This is a genomic window from Mucilaginibacter litoreus (assembly GCF_042676805.1).
In the GTDB taxonomy this organism is placed as follows: Bacteria; Bacteroidota; Bacteroidia; order Sphingobacteriales; family Sphingobacteriaceae; genus Mucilaginibacter; species Mucilaginibacter litoreus.
In genome coordinates, this window is record NZ_JBHTHZ010000014.1 from 245,166 (window position 1) to 263,213 (window position 18,048).

The 18,048-nt window shown below is 42.0% G+C and carries 18 protein-coding genes; 11 read left to right on the plus strand and 7 right to left on the minus strand.

The annotated features are described in order from the left end of the window. Position 1: 1 nt before the first annotated feature. From ACFQZX_RS16775 to porX, 3 genes are read right to left on the minus strand one after another with little or no spacing between them, the layout of a single operon-like run. The gene (locus ACFQZX_RS16775; RefSeq protein ID WP_377117535.1) at positions 2–1,228 is read right to left on the minus strand and encodes an alanine dehydrogenase; all 1,227 of its coding nucleotides are present in this window, start codon (positions 1,226–1,228) and stop codon (positions 2–4) included. 52 nt (positions 1,229–1,280) lie between these two features. Next, positions 1,281–1,697 carry a tRNA (adenosine(37)-N6)-threonylcarbamoyltransferase complex ATPase subunit type 1 TsaE gene (gene tsaE, locus ACFQZX_RS16780; protein ID WP_377117537.1) on the minus strand — a complete coding sequence of 139 codons (417 nt, stop codon included), beginning with the start codon at positions 1,695–1,697 and terminating at the stop codon, positions 1,281–1,283. A 53-nt stretch (positions 1,698–1,750) separates the two neighbouring features. Next, a complete protein-coding gene (gene porX, locus ACFQZX_RS16785; RefSeq protein WP_377117540.1) occupies positions 1,751–3,307 on the minus strand; it encodes a T9SS response regulator signal transducer PorX in 1,557 nt (518 codons plus the stop codon). A 138-nt stretch (positions 3,308–3,445) separates the two neighbouring features. On the opposite strand from porX, the gene ACFQZX_RS16790 reads away from it, so the two are divergent. The 6 genes from ACFQZX_RS16790 (at position 3,446) to efp (ending at position 9,338) form a co-directional block, all read left to right on the plus strand. Continuing rightward, the gene (locus tag ACFQZX_RS16790) at positions 3,446–4,672 is read left to right on the plus strand and encodes an HD domain-containing protein (RefSeq protein ID WP_377117542.1); all 1,227 of its coding nucleotides are present in this window, start codon (positions 3,446–3,448) and stop codon (positions 4,670–4,672) included. Positions 4,673–4,732: 60 nt separating this feature from the next. Then, complete coding sequence (lpxD, locus tag ACFQZX_RS16795) at positions 4,733–5,776, plus strand: UDP-3-O-(3-hydroxymyristoyl)glucosamine N-acyltransferase (protein WP_377117544.1); 1,044 nt, start codon at positions 4,733–4,735, stop codon at positions 5,774–5,776. A gap of 69 nt (positions 5,777–5,845) precedes the next feature. Next, positions 5,846–7,243, plus strand: a complete 1,398-nt coding sequence (locus ACFQZX_RS16800) for a bifunctional UDP-3-O-[3-hydroxymyristoyl] N-acetylglucosamine deacetylase/3-hydroxyacyl-ACP dehydratase (RefSeq protein WP_377117546.1) — start codon at positions 5,846–5,848, stop codon at positions 7,241–7,243. A 4-nt stretch (positions 7,244–7,247) separates the two neighbouring features. Next, on the plus strand, positions 7,248–8,033 hold the full coding sequence (gene lpxA, locus ACFQZX_RS16805; RefSeq protein WP_377117548.1) for an acyl-ACP--UDP-N-acetylglucosamine O-acyltransferase: 786 nt from the start codon (positions 7,248–7,250) through the stop codon (positions 8,031–8,033). Positions 8,034–8,074: 41 nt separating this feature from the next. Then, positions 8,075–8,695 (plus strand): ABC transporter ATP-binding protein, encoded by a 621-nt coding sequence (locus ACFQZX_RS16810; protein WP_377118607.1) that lies wholly within the window; start codon positions 8,075–8,077, stop codon positions 8,693–8,695. Positions 8,696–8,774: 79 nt separating this feature from the next. Next, on the plus strand, positions 8,775–9,338 hold the full coding sequence (efp, locus tag ACFQZX_RS16815) for an elongation factor P (RefSeq protein ID WP_377118609.1): 564 nt from the start codon (positions 8,775–8,777) through the stop codon (positions 9,336–9,338). Between the two features lie 77 nt (positions 9,339–9,415). Here the strand turns inward: efp and ACFQZX_RS16820 are convergent, their stop codons facing one another. After that, positions 9,416–9,997: a DUF4142 domain-containing protein gene (locus ACFQZX_RS16820; protein ID WP_377117550.1), complete on the minus strand. Its 582-nt coding sequence runs from the start codon at positions 9,995–9,997 to the stop codon at positions 9,416–9,418. A gap of 129 nt (positions 9,998–10,126) precedes the next feature. On the opposite strand from ACFQZX_RS16820, the gene gcvH reads away from it, so the two are divergent. From gcvH to pafA, 5 genes are all read left to right on the plus strand, one after another. Next, complete coding sequence (gene gcvH, locus ACFQZX_RS16825; protein ID WP_377117552.1) at positions 10,127–10,507, plus strand: glycine cleavage system protein GcvH; 381 nt, start codon at positions 10,127–10,129, stop codon at positions 10,505–10,507. Then, on the plus strand, positions 10,507–10,908 hold the full coding sequence (locus ACFQZX_RS16830) for a VanZ family protein (RefSeq protein WP_377117554.1): 402 nt from the start codon (positions 10,507–10,509) through the stop codon (positions 10,906–10,908). Before gcvH ends, ACFQZX_RS16830 begins: the two co-directional genes overlap by 1 nt. Positions 10,909–11,106: 198 nt before the next feature. Beyond that, positions 11,107–11,322, plus strand: coding sequence for a FeoA family protein (locus tag ACFQZX_RS16835; protein ID WP_377117556.1), 216 nt, complete (start codon positions 11,107–11,109; stop codon positions 11,320–11,322). A gap of 12 nt (positions 11,323–11,334) precedes the next feature. Then, positions 11,335–13,449, plus strand: a complete 2,115-nt coding sequence (feoB, locus tag ACFQZX_RS16840; RefSeq protein ID WP_377117558.1) for a ferrous iron transport protein B — start codon at positions 11,335–11,337, stop codon at positions 13,447–13,449. Between the two features lie 99 nt (positions 13,450–13,548). Then, entirely contained in the window at positions 13,549–15,207 is a 1,659-nt protein-coding gene (gene pafA, locus ACFQZX_RS16845; protein ID WP_377117560.1) for an alkaline phosphatase PafA, read from the plus strand. Positions 15,208–15,265: 58 nt separating this feature from the next. Here pafA and ACFQZX_RS16850 read toward each other — a convergent pair whose 3' ends face one another. Genes ACFQZX_RS16850 through ACFQZX_RS16860 form a run of 3 tightly spaced genes read right to left on the minus strand, consistent with a single transcriptional unit; the run spans position 15,266 to position 17,994 of the window. Then, a complete protein-coding gene (locus tag ACFQZX_RS16850; protein WP_377117562.1) occupies positions 15,266–15,760 on the minus strand; it encodes a GNAT family N-acetyltransferase in 495 nt (164 codons plus the stop codon). Position 15,761: 1 nt separating this feature from the next. Then, entirely contained in the window at positions 15,762–16,517 is a 756-nt protein-coding gene (locus tag ACFQZX_RS16855; RefSeq protein ID WP_377117564.1) for an ABC transporter ATP-binding protein, read from the minus strand. A 1-nt stretch (position 16,518) separates the two neighbouring features. After that, on the minus strand, positions 16,519–17,994 hold the full coding sequence (locus tag ACFQZX_RS16860; protein ID WP_377117566.1) for a DUF5687 family protein: 1,476 nt from the start codon (positions 17,992–17,994) through the stop codon (positions 16,519–16,521). Between the last annotated feature and the right edge of the window lie 54 nt (positions 17,995–18,048).

Consider the following 18,048-nt stretch of genomic DNA (forward strand, 5'->3'; position numbering starts at 1 on the left):
ATTAGTGATTTGACACCACAAGCAGGTCCAGATCTTTACTTGCAATATTAAACCGCTCGCCAAGATATTTATTGGTTAACTGGCCCTGATATATGTAAACCGCTTTACGTATGCCGGCTTTTTGCCATATAACGTTTTTCAGGCTCCCCATTTCGCCAATATCTACCAATATAGGTGCGAATATATTGGTAAGGGCATATGTAGCTGTGCGTGCTACGCGCGAAGCGATATTTGGAACGCAATAGTGTATCACATCATATTTACGGAATACCGGATGAGTATGGTTGGTAACTTCCGAGGTTTCAAAACAGCCACCCTGGTCTATACTAACATCAATGATCACAGAATTGGGCTTCATACGGCTCACGGTAGCTTCTGAAACAATGCATGGGCTGCGGCCGTCTTCAGCCCTGATGGCGCCGATGGCAACATCGCAGGTGGTGATTGCTTTTTCGAGCACTATGGGTTGCACTACGGAGGTAAACACACGTGCCCCGATATTATTTTGCAGGCGGCGGAGTTTATAGATAGATGGATCGAACACCTTTACTTCGGCTCCTAAGGATATAGCCGTACGGGCGGCATACTCACCTACCGTACCTGCGCCAAGTATCACAATTTCTGTTGGCGGAACGCCGGTTATTCCCCCCAGCATCAGCCCTTTGCCTTCAAAAATATTGCTCAGGTACTCGGCAGCTATCAAAACCGATGTTGCCCCTACAATCTCGCTCATGGCGCGCACAACAGTGAGCGAGCCTCCTTCGTCCTCAAGGTGCTCAAAGCACAGGGCGGTTATTTTTTTATTTATAAGCGCATGCAGGCACTCGGCTTTCATGGTTGATACCTGCAGGGTTGATATCAGTAGCTGCCCGGGTTTCATCATGGCAATTTCGTCCATGGTGGGGGGCGCTATTTTGATAACAATATCTGCCTCATAAACCTTCTTGGTATCGTAAACTATTTGAGCCCCCTGCTCGCTGTAATTATTGTCGGTAAAGTTTGCGGCCTGTCCGGCGTTGCTTTCCAGCAGTACATCATGGCCGTTGTTTACCAGCAGGGCTACTGACAAGGGAGTAAGCGCAATGCGGTTTTCCTGAAATGAGATCTCTTTTGGAATACCTATGTAAAGTTTCTTTTTGCTGCTTTTAACCTCAAGCATCGATTCCTGGGGCTGCAGCATTGCCTGCCTGGCAACACTTGAAAACCCACTGTATTTCCCTGAACTCATTTTTTACTTGGTTTTTCCGGCTGATGAAGATAATAAAAAAAGCCGCTTTATGCTAAATGTTTTCGATACACAACTGTCGCTTTTGTTCTTCAAGTATGTGAATACGCACACCTGTATAAAACTCGGGCACAAGATCAGCGATTTTCTCCGGCCACTCAATAAAACAATAATTTCCCGAATAAAAGTACTCCTCATATCCCATATCAAGCGCCTCGTTATGGTGCTTAAGGCGATAAAAATCAAAATGATATACAGGGCCATCAGCGCTCCTGTACTCGTTCACAATAGAAAATGTTGGGCTGGTAACATCATCTGTTACACCAAGTGATCTGCATAGCGCTTTGATCAGCGTGGTTTTACCCGCGCCCATTTCACCATAAAAAAGGAATATCCGGTTATCACCCGCTGCTTTAAGTATTTCTGCGGCGGCACCTTTCAGGTCAGCTAAGGTTGTGGTTTGTATTTCCATGCGTTAAAAATACAATGCTGCTTTTAAAGCAAAAACAGCAAAGCGTACTCTACTTATTTAGTTCCGTAAGTAACTATCGGGATTATCATTTCCTCCAGGGATATGCCCCCGTGCTGAAAAGTTTCGTTGTAAAAATTAACGAAATGATTATAGTTATTGGGGTAAACAAAATAGCTGTCGCTTTTGGCGAATACAAAACTTGAGCTTACATGCAGCTTTGGTAACTGGGCATCATGCGGGTTACGTATATGGAATACTTCCTTGGCATTGAAATTTAAATTTTTTCCCTGTTTATAACGCAGGTTGGTATTTGTATTTCGGTCGCCAATTATTTTACTCGGATTTTTAACCCTGATAGTCCCATGATCGGTGGTGATAACAACTTTCACCTGTTTTTGCGAAAGATACTTTAACAGGTCGTACAGTGGCGAATGCTCAAACCACGATAGCGTTAACGACCGGTAAGCGGCATCATCACTTGCCAGCTCGCGTATCATCTGCATATCTGTGCGGGCATGGCTAAGCATGTCTACAAAGTTGTAAACTACCACATTTAGCTCATTATTCATCAGATTATTTACCGATTCGTTAAGCGCGCGGCCTTCGTCAATATTCAATATCTTATGATAAGAATGCTTAACATCACGGCGTAAAACCCGCTTAAGATGATCTGCCAGAAACTCGGCCTCATATAGGTTTTTACCGCCCTCATCCTCGTCATTTTGCCACATCTGCGGGTAACGGCTTTCCATTTCAAGCGGCATCAGGCCCGAAAATATGGCGTTACGTGCATATTGTGTGGCAGTAGGCAATATGCTGTAATAAGTGTCTTCTTCCTCCAGCCTGAAGTACTCTGAGATCAGCGGGTTGATAATCCTGAACTGGTCGTACCGCAGGTTATCTATCAAGATAAAAAACACTGGCACGTTGCTGCCCTCCAGGCGTGGAAAAACTTTCTTTTTAAACAGCTGTGGCGAATTGATAGGCGCATCCTCAGGGCTTTTCAGCCAGTTCAGATAATTCTTTTCAACAAACTTGCAAAACTGTACGTTTGCTTCGGCTTTTTGCAAGGTAAGTATTTCGTGCATACCGCTGTCCTGCAATGCCTCAAGCTCCAATTCCCAGTAAATCAGTTTTTTATATACCTCTACCCATTCCTGGTAACTCAGGTTATCATTTAGTGTCATGCCCAGCGTGCGAAAGTCCTGCTGGTAGGCCATAGTAGTTTTCTCTGTAACCAGGCGTTTATTCTCAGTCAGTTTTTTTATAGTGAGCAATATCTGCTTCGGATGTACAGGCTTTATCAGGTAGTCGTCAATTTTCGAGCCTATCGCATCTTCCATCAGGTACTCTTCTTCATTTTTGGTGATAAGTACAATAGGTACATCGTTATTGATGTTTTTAATTTCCGATAATGTTTCAAGTCCGGTAAGGCCCGGCATATTCTCATCCAAAAACACCAGATCGTAAAAGTTCTTTTTAAATTCATCTACGGCATCGTTCCCATTGGTAACAGTAGTAACCTTATACCCTTTTTCATTAAGAAAAAGAATATGCGGTCTCAGTAGATCAATTTCGTCATCGGCCCATAAAATTGTGGTGTCCTGCATAATATATTTAATTTTACCACCCTATAACCTATAGGTTGTATAATTTGTTGTAAAATTATGCAAAGGATTAACATTTATTAACAAAAACCGGGTGCTTGTTTTGTCATATTTAGGCACCTTTGCAGAAAACTACCCTTTTTGAATAAGAAAAAAATAATAAACGATCCTGTTTACGGCTTCATCAGCATTCCAACAGAGCTGGTTTACGATCTGATAGACCATCCTTACTTTCAGCGCCTGCGCTATATCAAACAGCTGGGCATGACTCACCTGGTTTACCCCGGGGCATTGCATACACGCTTTCATCACGCTCTTGGAGCTATGCACTTAATGGGGCTGGCTATAGAAACGTTGTGCAATAAGGGTGCAGATATATCTCCCGAAGAGAAAGAGGGGCTTTTAATTGCAATTTTACTGCATGATGTTGGCCATGGCCCGTTCTCACATGCTTTGGAGCACACTATAATTGAAGAAATAAGCCACGAGGATATTTCTATCCTTTTGATGAATAAGCTTAATGAAGAATTCGGCGGAAGGCTTTCGCTTGCCATAAGCATTTTTAGAGGCACCTACTCCAAACGGTTTTTACATCAACTTGTAAGCAGCCAGCTGGATATGGACCGCCTTGATTACCTTAACCGAGATAGCTTTTTTACCGGTGTTTCTGAAGGGGTAATCAGCTCTGACCGTATTATAAAAATGCTGGTTGTTAAAGATGATAGCGTGGTAATTGAAGAAAAGGGTATCTACTCGATTGAAAAGTTTTTAATTGCACGCCGCCTGATGTACTGGCAGGTATATCTGCATAAAACGGTTATTGCTGCCGAGCAGTTGCTTTGTAAAATATTTAACCGTGCCCGCGAACTGGCTTTAAAAGGCATGCGCTTTCAGCTAACGCCTGCTTTAAGCTATTTTTTAGATAATGAAATAAATAAACAGGAGTTTATAGCTAACCCGGAACACCTTAAAGTTTTTGCCTTGCTGGATGATACCGATGTAATGGCTGCAGTAAAAATATGGGCTGGCAGCAAAGACTGGGTTTTAGCAACCCTTTGCCATAACTTTATTAACCGAAAGCTTTATCATGTAGATATATCGTCAACAGCCTTTGAACAAAAGACTGTTGATGAGTTAACAGAAAAGGCTGGTAAGTTATATAACATATCACGATACGAAGCTTCATATTTTGTTTTTACGGATAGCATCAGAAACAATGCTTATAACAAAGGAGATGGAAATATTCATATACTTAAAAAGGACAACAGCATTATTGATATAACACTTGCCAGCGACAACTCAAACCTGGAGGCCTTGTCAAAAACAGTGAAAAAACACATCCTGTGTTACACCAAAAGCTTGGTTTAAACGTATAATGCCTAAAACTTAATAATTTGTTGCTTTAGTTTTAACATTTAACTTTGTACGATGCAATTTACTGCCAGGGATATAGCCTTAATGCTAAACGGTACGGTTGAAGGTGACGCTGATGTTACCGTTGATCAACTGGCCAAAATTGAGGAAGCAAAAAGTGGCTCGCTTTCGTTTTTAGCTAACCTTAAATATGAGCAGTATTTGTATACAACCGGCGCCTCTATCGTTATCATCAACAATAATCAGCAGCTTACCGCTGCGGTTAAAGCCACACTTATACGTGTAGAAAACGCTTACAGCGCCTTTACCTTACTGTTAGAAAAATATAACACTTTTAAGCTTTATAAAGAAGGTGTAGAACAGCCCTGCTTTATACATGAATCCGCGCAGGTAGGCAGCAAGGCATATATTGGCGCTTTTGCATACATTGGCCAGAATGTTAAAATTGGCGATAACTGCAAAGTTTACCCTAATTGTTATATTGCAGACAATGTATCACTTGGAAACAATGTTACGTTGTTCCCTGGTGTCAAAGTTTATTTTGATTGTTCGATTGGCGATAATGTTACCATACATTCTGGTGCTGTTATTGGTAGCGATGGGTTTGGTTTTGCCCCTAACCCGGATGGAAGCTATACCAAAATAGCACAAATTGGCAATGTTATAATAGAGGATGATGTTGAAGTAGGAGCAAACACTACGATTGACCGGGCTACCATGGGGTCGACAGTTATACGCAAGGGCGCAAAAATTGACAACCTGGTACAAATAGCCCATAATGCAGAGGTGGGCAACAACACCGTTATTGCTGCTCAATCAGGCATATCCGGCAGTACCAGAATTGGCGCGCGAGTAGTTATTGGCGGGCAGGTAGGTTTTGCTGGCCATTTAACTATTGCTGATGGCAGCCAGTTTGGTGCACAAACCGGCATCAACAGCTCTATAAAAGAGGCTAATAAACAGTGGGGAGGCTCGCCTTATTTACCCTATAAAGACTATCTTCGGGCGCATGTTAATACCCGCCGCCTGCCTGAGCTTGAACAAAGGGTAAGGGAGCTTGAAAAACTAATAAAAGATTTAAAAAAAGATGCGCAGTAACATTCGTTTGCAAATGGCCTGTCTCTTGCATAACAACCGAATGAGCTAATGAGCAATGATTTATACAAAATGAATGTAAAACAACGTACAATTAAAGCACCTGTATCTATTTCGGGAGTTGGCCTGCATACCGGCCAGAACGTTACCATGACCTTTAACCCAGCCCCTGAAAAACACGGCTATAAATTCCGCCGGATAGATTTGCCCGGTCAGCCGGTAATTGATGCGGACTGTGATAATGTAACCGATACATCTCGCGGTACCACCCTTACTCAAAATGGAGCAAGCGTTAGCACTGTTGAGCATGTGCTTGCAGCCCTTGTAGGCCTGGAAATTGATAACGTACTGATAGATATGGATGCCCAGGAAACCCCCATAATGGATGGCAGCTCTATTCAGTTTATCAACGCTATAGAAGAAACAGGTTTGGTGGAGCAGGAAGCAGATCGCGAATATTATCACATCCCTTACAACATTCATTATTCCGAGCCCGACCGCAAGGTAGACATGGTTGCAATGCCGCTCGACGGCGATTACCGCTTTACTTGTATGGTTGATTATAACTCCCAGGTATTAGGAAGCCAGCATGCCACCATATCTACTTTAAAAGAGTTTAAAAGGGAAATTGCCTCAAGCCGAACATTTTGCTTTTTGCATGAACTGGAAATGCTGGTAAAGCATGACCTGATAAAAGGCGGAGACCTTAACAATGCCATTGTTGTTGTTGATAAGGATGTTGACCAGGACGAATTGAAACATCTGGCCAAACTTTTCAACCGTGAGGATATTAATGTTGCGCCCCAGGGCATACTCAACAATATCGAGCTACGTCATCAGAACGAGCCGGCGCGGCACAAATTACTGGACATGATTGGCGACCTGGCCCTTGTTGGTGTACCACTTAAAGGCCATATCATGGCTGCAAGGCCGGGCCACGCTGCAAACGTAGCATTTGCTAAAAAAATAAAGTCGCTTATTAAGAAAGAGCGGAGCCGTAAACATATAAAGGTGTATGACCCAAACATGAAGCCGGTTTACGATACTGTGCAGATCATGGAAATACTGCCGCACCGCCCGCCCATGCTGTTGGTAGATAAAATATTGGAGCTTACTAAAACGCACGTAGTGGGGCTTAAAGGGGTTACCATGAACGAACCTTTTTTTGCCGGCCACTTCCCTGGCGCACCGGTTATGCCGGGCGTATTACAGATAGAAGCCATGGCCCAAACCGGAGGTATCCTGGTATTAAACACGGTGCCAGATCCTGAAAACTATCTTACGCTGTTCCTTAAAATAGAAAATGCCCGTTTTAAAGACAAGGTTTTACCCGGAGATACGTTAATATTCCGTTGCGACCTGATTGCTCCTATCAGACGGGGTATTGCCCAAATGAAAGGCATTGGTATGGTTGGTGAAAAAATTGTTGTAGAGGCCGAGCTGATGGCGCAAATTGTAAAATATAAGTAATAGCATGATACAGCCGTTAGCATATATACACCCACAGGCAAAAATTGCAGATAACGTAGTTATTGAACCCTTTGTAACTATTCATAAAGATGTTGAGATAGGCGAAGGCAGCTGGATTGGCTCCAACTCTGTTATAATGGATGGCGCGCGCATTGGTAAAAATTGCCGCGTTTTTCCTGGAGCGGTGGTTTCAGCCCCTCCGCAGGATTTAAAATACAAAGGCGAACCCAGTACCGTAACTATTGGCGATAACACGGTTATCCGCGAGTGTGTTACGCTTAACAGAGGAACGGCCCTCGATAAAAACACCACTACAATTGGCAGTAACTGTCTTTTAATGGCATATGTGCACGTAGCACATGATTGCGTTATCGGCGATAATGTTATTATAGCCAACAGTGTACAGCTTGCCGGCCATATTAATGTTTATGACCACGCTTTTATAGGTGGAACATCTGCGGTGCACCAATTTGTTGAAATAGGTGCCCATAGTATGATATCCGGAGGATCCTTAGTTCGTAAGGATGTGCCCCCTTACACTAAGGCCGGCCGCGAACCATTATCCTACATTGGTATTAACTCAGTTGGCCTACGCCGTAGAGGTTTCTCTGCCGAAACCATCAATGAAATACAGGAAATCTATCGCATAATTTTCCTCAAAAAATATAATGTTACTAAAGCGCTCGATATTATAGAGGCTCAATTCAGCCCCACCATAGAGCGGGACGAGATCATCAATTTCGTGCAAAATTCACAACGGGGTATTATGAAAGGATTTGGTACGGTATAATTAAATGACCATGGCCTATGGCCCATGGTCCATGGTCATATATGAACATCACCCTTAATAAGATTGGCCGCCGTTTCAACCGCGAATGGATATTTAAAAATATCGACTATTCATTCCACCAGGGAGAAAGCTATGCAATATTAGGTGCAAACGGATCTGGAAAGTCAACACTGCTGCAGGTTTTAAATGGTAGCCTTACACCATCTGCCGGTAAAATAACTTATAATGATGGAACTGCTGAGATTGAAGCAGAAAACATACATCGCCATTTAAGTCTGTCGGCCCCATATTTAGAGGTTATTGAAGATTTTTCATTGAATGAGATGATTAATTTTCACTTCAAATTTAAGCTGTATAAGGCGGGTATGGATAAGCAGGCGGTAACAGATCTCCTGAACCTGCAGGGCAGTCATAACAAGCAAATCAAACACTTTTCTTCGGGGATGAAGCAGCGTTTAAAACTGGCGCTGGCTTTTTGTTCAGACACTCCTTTATTAATGCTTGATGAGCCAACCTCTAACCTGGATACGCAGGGGATAGACTGGTATCTGAGCCTGATTGAGCAATTCAGCAGTGGCCGCCTTACTATTATATGTTCAAACCAGCAACATGAGTACGGCTTTTGTAAAAAGCATATCAGTATTGCTGATTATAAAAGCTAAAACGTTATATAACAAGCCACTGTTGCATTTGCTACTTTGGTTCCAGATACCTAATTTTGCACGCTCAATTATAAATAACATGGCAAAAGCATCTGACGTAAAAAATGGAAATATACTTCGCTTTAACGGCGAACTTGTACAAGTAGAAGAGTTCATTCACCGCACCCCTGGCAACCTGCGTGCGTTTTACCAGGCGCGTATGCGTAATGTAAAAACCGGCAAGCTGGTTGAGTATCGTTTTCGTACAGATGAAGAGGTTGATATTGCCCGTGTAGAAACCAATGATTACCAGTATTTATATGAAGATGGCGACTCGCTGGTTGTGATGGATAATACAACTTATGACCAGCACAATGTCCCCAAAACATTATTTGGCCCTGCTGTTAAGTTTTTAAAAGAAGGCATGAACGTAATTGTTGCTTTTGAAAGCGACGAGGCTATTATGGGTCAGATTCCGGGGTCTGCAGAATTAGAAATCACTTACACCGAGCCTGCTGTTAAAGGCGACACCTCAAGCGGCGCCTTAAAAATGGCAACTGTTGAAACCGGTGCCGAAATCAGGGTGCCATTATTTATAAACATAGGAGACAGGGTTAAAGTTGATACAGCTACCGGCTCGTATGTAGAACGTGCAAAAAGCTAAGCAACGTTTCAATATTATATTAAAAAAGCCGCTTAATGATTTATTAAGCGGCTTTTTAATATAATTTATAATCTAAATTATTTCATTCCTTTTTGAATAGCTTCAATTTTTGCCAGGTGAGTCTTAACAGTTGGCAAAGTTTTGGTAGCAAAAGCCATTAGTTCGGTATCTTTGCAATTTTTTGATGCGTCCTCTAACATAGCTACCACTTTTTTGTGGCCGTCTACCATTGCGTCAACATAAGCCTTGTCAAAATCTTTCCCTGTTTTTGAACTCAGCTCCTGCTCTTTTTGTTGATGCTCTGCATCTGGGGCTGTAGGTAAAGTAATGTTTTTGGTTTTAGCAATTGCCATTAACTCTTCATTGGCTTTGGTATGGTCCATTACCATCATTTGGCCAAACTCTTTAACTTGCGGGTCAACTGCTTTTTCTGATGCCAGCTTACCTAAAGCTACTTCTGCCATCCCAGCGTTAGCTGCATCAGTGGCAAATTTTGCATCCATCTCATTTACGGCAATACCTGTAGATCCGTCGGTGGTAGTGTCTTTAACTGCGTTTACACTGTCTGCGGTGTCTTTACTGTCTTTTGCGCTATTGTTACACGCCTGGAATGATAGGGCTGCGATAGCCATCATTGCCACAAAACTTAATTTTTTCATTTTGATAGGTGTTTTTAGTTTTTGTATGGTATTAACAAATATTCCCTCATTTGGTTTTAAGTGCTGACTTACAGCGCAGCTATATTTGTAATAAACTTTTATTATTTTTGGCCTATAAATAAATAAAACATGAATTTTCCGGCAGAATTAAAATACACAAGCGACCACGAGTGGGTAAGAGTTGAAGGCAACGAAGCTTATATAGGCATAACCGAGTTTGCCCAGGGCGAATTAGGAGACATCGTTTACATTGATATCAACACTGTTGGTCAGGACGTTACAAAAGAAAGCGTATTTGGTACTGTTGAGGCTGTAAAAACAGTTTCAGACCTGTTTATGCCCATTGACGGGACAGTTTTAGAAGTAAACAGCAAACTGGATAGCCAGCCGGAATTGGTTAATACAGATCCTTATGGCGAGGGATGGATGGTAAAAATCAGCCTGAAAAACCCTGCTGATGTGGAAACCCTTTTAGATGCTGAAGCGTATAAAGGCATTATTGGGCAGTAATGAAAAATACAATTAAATACTATTGGCCTACTGTTTTGTGGGCCTTTTTTATTTTGTTACTGTGCAGTATACCCATTAGTATAAAAGAAGGGCGCGGCATATTTTTTACCGGCTTTGATAAACTTGTACATTGCGGGCTTTTTTTTGTGCTTTCGGTATTGTATTGTGCCGGCAGCATCAGAAAATGGCATACAAGCTCTATACGAATAGAAATAGCGGTAAAAAACACTATTGTTTTACTTAGCTATGGCGCTTTCATAGAGGTACTTCAGTCGCGGGTTTTTACCTGGCGAAGCGGTGATTGGAATGATCTACTGGCTGATACTATAGGTGGGTGTATGGGAATTTTTGCAGTATTAGTAACCAGTAACGCAATCAATCATACAAATGAAAAAAGTTAAGACCATGCTCGCGGCACTATTAGTTCCAATTACGCTTTCATCATGCGGCATCTTTAAAAAGGATTGCGGCTGCCCTCATTTTGGTAGTTTAAAAACTGCTACCAAACCTCATATTTCTTAACTTTTTACCTTAGTTAATAATCTCCTTATTTGGATTTGTTTTAAATAAGCGTACATTTGTAGTCTAAAAACTGCAAAATGACGCTGGAACAGCTTGAAGTTGGAGAGACAGGAATTGTAAAAGAATTTACAGACCTGGAAATGTCTGTAAAGCTTATGGAGATGGGATGCCTGCCAGGCGAAACCGTCAAAATTGCCCGAATCGCTCCACTTGGCGACCCTATTGCTATTCAAGTATCAGGCTATCAGCTAAGTTTGCGCAGGTTTGAAGCATCAACCATTATTTTGCAATAGTCGTCTCATTCATTGAAAGCTGATATCAGAGTAGCGCTTGTAGGAAACCCAAATACTGGCAAATCCACCCTTTTTAATGCATTAACCGGCTTAAATCAAAAAATTGGAAATTTTCCGGGAGTTACTGTTGATAAAAAAGTGGGCTATTCTATTCTTTCAGATGGCCGCCGCGCCGAGATAATTGACCTTCCGGGAACCTACAGCCTTTACCCGAAAAGCAAAGATGAATCGATAGTTTTCTCAGTACTTGCCGAAAAAGGCTCTGATCTTACACCGGATTTGATAGTGGTTATCCTGGATGCAACCAACCTTAAACGTAACCTGCTTTTGTATACACAGGTTGCCGACTTAAAGATACCTGTTGTTATCGCCCTTAATATGATGGACATGGCATCTAAGGCAGGGATCGAAATAGATATTAACCTATTATCACAACGCCTGGGGGTGCCGGTTGTACCCATTGCTGCCCGTAAACAGGAAGGCATTGATGACCTTAAGCAGGTAATGGCCTACACCAATGCAGTGCCTTTACAAGTAGACAGTATCGACGTACGCGCAATTGCTCCTGCTTTAATAGCAGATATCAGCGAAGAAGTTGATACAGATAACCCTTACTTTGCTTTGCAGCTTGCACACCAGCATGAGCATCTCAAATTTTTAACACCCGCACAAAGCGACCGTATTGAGCAGCTTGAGCAAAAGCACTCATTTCATTCTCAAAAGGCCCAGGCGACAGAAACCGTTGCACGTTATAACTACATTAACGATGTGTTGTACGATACTGTACAAACGCCGGAAACAGCGCATGAGGAAAGCCTGAGTAATAAAATAGACCACATACTTACTCACAAAGTATTTGGCTTTATTATTTTCATGGCCATCCTGCTTTTTATCTTCCAATCAATCTTCGCGTGGTCCGAGTACCCGATGTCGCTGATTGAAAATGGCTTTGTTTGGGCCGAAGGTATACTTAAAGATATATTACCTGCTGGCCCCCTGGCCGATCTTTTAATTGATGGTGTTGTAGCCGGGCTTAGCGGTGTATTGGTTTTTATCCCTCAGATTGCCATTTTATTTGCTTTTATATCAATACTTGAGGATACCGGCTATATGTCGCGTGTTACGTTCATGATGGACAAGATAATGCGAAAAGTAGGGCTCAACGGCAAATCGGTAGTGCCGCTTATTGGTGGCTTTGCCTGTGCTGTTCCTTCTATCATGAGTACCCGTACCATCGAAAACTGGAAAGATCGAATGATCACCATCATGGTCACCCCTTTGGTTGCATGCTCGGCAAGGTTACCGGTTTATACCTTACTTATTGCTTTAGTTGTTCCCAATAAAAACGTATGGTGGATATTTAACCTGCAGGGCCTTGCGCTTACCGGCATGTATGTTTTAAGCCTTTTCTCTGCTGTCATCGTTGCCTTTGTAATGAAGTTTATTTTGAAAGCGCGCGAACGTGGGTATTTCATAATGGAATTGCCGGTCTATCGTATGCCGCGCTGGCGAAATGTGATATTTTCCATGTATGAGCGCTCTAAAACATTTGTGCTGCAGGCGGGTAAGGTAATCATAGCTGTATCTATCATCCTGTGGGTGCTGTCAAGCTACGGGCCGGGAAATCGCTTTGAAAGAATAGAACAAAAATATGGCCAGCCGCAGGTTACAAAAACCATGACACCCGACAGCCTTAACCGTGTTATTGCTACCGAGAAACTGGAAAATTCATATGCCGGCGTACTGGGCCACGTTATTGAGCCCGTTATCAAGCCTTTAGGTTTCGACTGGAAGATAGGCATCGCCCTTATAACCTCATTTGCTGCCCGCGAAGTCTTTGTAGGTACCATGGCTACTATTTACAGTGTAGAAGGCGATGCTGATCGTATCGACTCTGTGCAGGATAAGATGCGCAATGCCCGGAACGCTGATACCGGCCAACCAGTATTTACTTTAGCAGTGGCCTTTTCATTAATGATGTTTTACGCTTTTGCCATGCAATGTGCAAGTACGGTGGCCGTTGTTTATCGTGAAACAAAAGACTGGCGCTGGCCTGCGGCACAGTTTGTTTACATGACAACCCTTGCTTATATAGCCGCATTTACGGTTTATCACCTGCTTAAATAGTCCTCTTTTACATCCCTGGTCATTGTGTTATATAACACAAATATCACATTGTTTATATATTGAAAATGTGATATTTGCTTTTTACTCAAACTACATACTATGAATAAAAGACTATTGCTTGCCTTAAGCTTAGCTACATTTGTATTAGCGTCGGTTGCCCAAACACCAAAGGCAACTAATGCCGTATCCGTTTTACCTCGTCCAAAACTGGTTGTAGGCATCATGGTGGACCAGATGCGATGGGATTATTTATACCGGTTTTATGACCGTTATTCTGCAGGCGGTTTTAAGCGCATGCTTAACGAGGGCTTTACTTGTGAGAACACTCAAATACCTTACATTCCAACATTTACTGCCGTTGGCCACTCTACTGTTTATACTGGGTCTGTACCCGCTATACATGGCATTGCAGGTAATGATTTTATTGACCAGCGAACAGGTAAAATGATGTATTGCGCCGGCGATACCACTGTTAGTGCGGTAGGCAGCACATCAAAAGCAGGCCAGATGTCGCCAAGAAACCTTTTGACGAGCACCGTTACCGATGAGCTTAAACTGGCCACCAACTTCCGCTCAAAAGTAATTGGTATTGCACTTAAAGACCGTGGCGGTATTTTGCCTGCCGGGCACGCAGCCAATGCAGCCTACTGGTTTGATGATGCAAACGGCAGCTGGATAAGCAGCACTTACTACATGACGGACCTGCCTGCATGGGTAAAAAGCTTTAACGCCGGTAAACCTGCCCAAAAATATTTAGACAAAGACTGGAATACGCTTTACCCAATTGAAACTTATGTACAAAGCGCACCAGACAACAGCCCGCGCTATGAAGGAAAATTTGGAGGTACCGATGCACCAACCTTCCCAATAAAAACATCGGCTTTATATAAAGGCAACGCAGGCATGGTACGCTCTACACCATTTGGCAACAGTATGACGCTTGACCTGGCAAAGGCAGCGGTAGATGCCGAAAACCTTGGCAAAAATGTAGTAACCGACTTTTTAGCCGTTAGCCTTTCCTCAACAGATTATGTAGGCCACCAGTTTGGGCCAAACTCGGTTGAAGCAGAGGACACCTACCTGCGCCTGGACAAAGACCTGGCCGCTTTCTTAACTTATCTTGACGGCAAGGTAGGCAAAGGCAATTATACCGTATTTTTAACAGCCGATCATGGTGCCGCCCACAATCCTAACTTTCTTATCGATCATAAAATACCTGCCGGCATTTGGAACGCTTCTGCAGCAACTACTTTATTGAACAAAACGCTTGAGGATAAATATAAAGTTAAAAACCTGGTGCTTAGCTTAAACAATTACCAGGTTAACTTTAATAATGCTGCAATTACATCAGAAAAGCTTAATGAAGATGCATTAAAGGCCGATTGCATGCTCCTTTTGCAAAAGCAGCCGGAAATTGCTTACGCGGTTGATATGCAACATGCCCAAACAGCTACGATTCCGGAGGAGCTTCGCCAACGTATACAAAATGGTTATAACGTTGAGCGCAGCGGTACTATACAAATTGTACTTAAACCGGGCTGGTATGATGGCCATGGCCAAACAGGCACCACTCACGGCACCTGGAACCCTTATGATGCCCATATCCCATTGTTATTTATGGGTTGGGGCATTAAGCATGGCAGCATTGCCCGCGAAACATATATGACAGACATAGCACCTACAGTTGCCCAGCTTTTACACATACAAGCGCCTAATGGCAATATTGGTACAGCTATCGGTGAGGTACTAAAACAATAAGGATAACCCCAAAATAAAGAAGGTGCGGTAGTCCGCACCTTCTTTATTTTTACAAACATTATATTTTCTTTCGCATCACATAATCATTCATCCAGTAGGGGCCTATAGGTATATCTTCTTCATAAGCTACAGCAAAGCCCATCTTTTCATAAAAGCTTTTTGCTTTATTATACCGGTTCACATTAAGGTCCAATGTTTGTTTTCCGGCTTCTTTTACTTTATCTGCAACTGTATTGATCAGGATTTTGCCATAGCCCTTACCCTGTGTAACCGGCAGGCAATATAGCTTATGCAACTTGTAAATATCCGGTGAGTCTGAGCGCGGTGAAAAGGCCGCAAAAGCAACAGGAATATTATCCTCTGTTAATAGTAAAAATTCCTGCTCGTTATTTTCTATCTGCCTGTATATCATATTCTCACTATACAGTTCCTTCAACATATAAGCAATCTGTTCCTCAGATAAAATAGGTGAATATGTGGGCCACCAGGTTTGCTCGGCAATGCTGATGATTGCTTTAACATCCTTAACAGTGGCTTTTCTGATCAAATACATCTTAGTGATTTTCTTCCTTATCAATTACAACATCCACAGGTTGTGTTATCTGAGCAGTTTGGCCTACCCCAAAATATTCTTCAAGCTCTGCCAGGGTAGATGAACTGGTAGCAATATCCTTTATAATTACTCCCTTTTCCATTAATAATATACGCTCGCAAACGTCGGTAACATGGTTAAGGTCATGGCTTGATACAATAGTGGTGACGCCATGATTTTTGTTCTGGTCTTTTAGTATATTTTTCAACCGGAATTGAGTACTCGGGTCGATATTGGCAAAAGGCTCATCCAGCATCAATAGTTCTGGCTTTTGTAAAAGGCAAGCCCCTACCCCTACTTTGCATTGATTCCCTTTAGAAAGATCGCGGATATACTTCCCTTTTTTTAGTATCTCTCCGTTAAAAAAATCAGTAAGCCCGGTCAGATATTCATCAACCTGTGCTTTATTTTGTTGGTGCAGGCCACCAATAAAATAAAGATATTCTTCGGGGGTGAGATAGTCTATTAAAAAACCCTCATCCAGATATGAAGCGGTATAATTTTTCCAGGCTTCGCCACCTGCAACCGGAACCCCATTAGAAAGTACTTCACCGGAATCTGCCCTTATCAGGTCAAGTATCATACGGAATAACGTAGTTTTACCGGCACCGTTATTACCCACCAAACCAATACTTTCCCCTTTGCTGATATGCAGGCTTGGTACATTTACAACAGTAACCCCATTATAAACTTTTTTAAGGTTTTTTACTTCTATCATGTTATTTATTTCTGAAGCCTTCGGCTATTTTATATCGTTTGTTTAAAAAATCTTTTTCCAGCTGAGTTATCCAAAACTCACGTGTTAATATAAATGCCAACCCGATAAAGGCTAATGCGGCAACACCGGCATCTGTATATCCTATCCATTTAAAAGGTAAATAAATCAGGTAGGGGCATATCAATAAAGGCAACGACAGCAGCAACTGACTTGCCCCCACACCTTCCCAGTTAAATGAAGCGCCCTTGCTCAGATCAATGCGTTTTTGGTTAAAGTTGGCAAACCACAGAACCATTGTTGTGTTAACCCCAATATTCCATAAATACATCACAAAATGCATCAGTAAGGTTTTCCAGCCAAAATAAACGTAGGGTGTTGTTAATAAAAAAGCCACGGTTGAAACTACCGTGAACAATAAATATTTAGCCCGCAAAAAATTACGGAAGCTTATTTTACTCACCAATATACCATCAAAATGCGAGGCTTGCCAGCTGAACATAAATTGCCCATAGTTAATAATGAATATCCCCGTCATGAACATGCCTACAAAAACTTTAATAGTTTCACCGTACATAGCCTGGGTGTAAAATATTAAGCCGTAAAACATGAAAAATAAGCCCATAATCAGTGCGCTTCGTGGTCGCTTATTACGCAATATCAGCTTTATCTCATTTGCTGTCAGGTCGCCCACTTCACCAAAACGGCTAAGAAGCGGTATTTCTGTACTGCTTTTTGCAGCTTCCGCCTTTTTTGTGCTAAGCTCCTCCAGATAAAGATTGTCTTTCAGATAATAGAAGTTTAAATAATACATCCCTATCGCCAAAAAAACCGGAAGAAATGTCCAAAAAGGCACTCTCAACAGATTGCCGAAAAACAAATAGGATATTTTCTGAATAGAGTAAACATGCCATATATAATCGCCGCAAACAATTAATGATAAAATAGCCCCAGCGAAAAGGAATATCCACCCGTTCAAATTAGCTTTTCTTTTAATATAAAGTGCCAGGTAATTATTTAATATGGAAAGAGCAATTATTGATATAAAAAAAGCCAAGCCAGCAATGGCCCCAGTTGACGGAATAACAACTTTTATAATAAAGGGAGTAAAAATTACTATTGGCCATAAGTTAAAAAAAGACATCATGGCAGTAAGCGCCAGATAGCCTACAACGGTATTACGCTTAACGGGCAAATGTAAATACGGTTGAACCTTAAGTGTAGGCAGCTCCTGCAACTGCAAACGCATTAACATATCAAACAAAAAATAAACCAGTATGATACCGCAAAACGAGACAATTAGATCGTCTTTAGGAAATACCTGTTTCAGTATAGCATCTAGGAAAACACCCAGCGCCAAAACGTATAAAAACAGCATGAGGATAAGTATGCCCATAACTACTTTTACCGCAATGCTTTTCCCTGTGTTTTTAGAGCGCCAGAAGGCTTTAAGTTCGTGATCAATAAAGGTTGAGATCATGTTATAATCAGGTGTGTGGTATGTTGTGATTAGTATTAAAACACCAACCGAAAA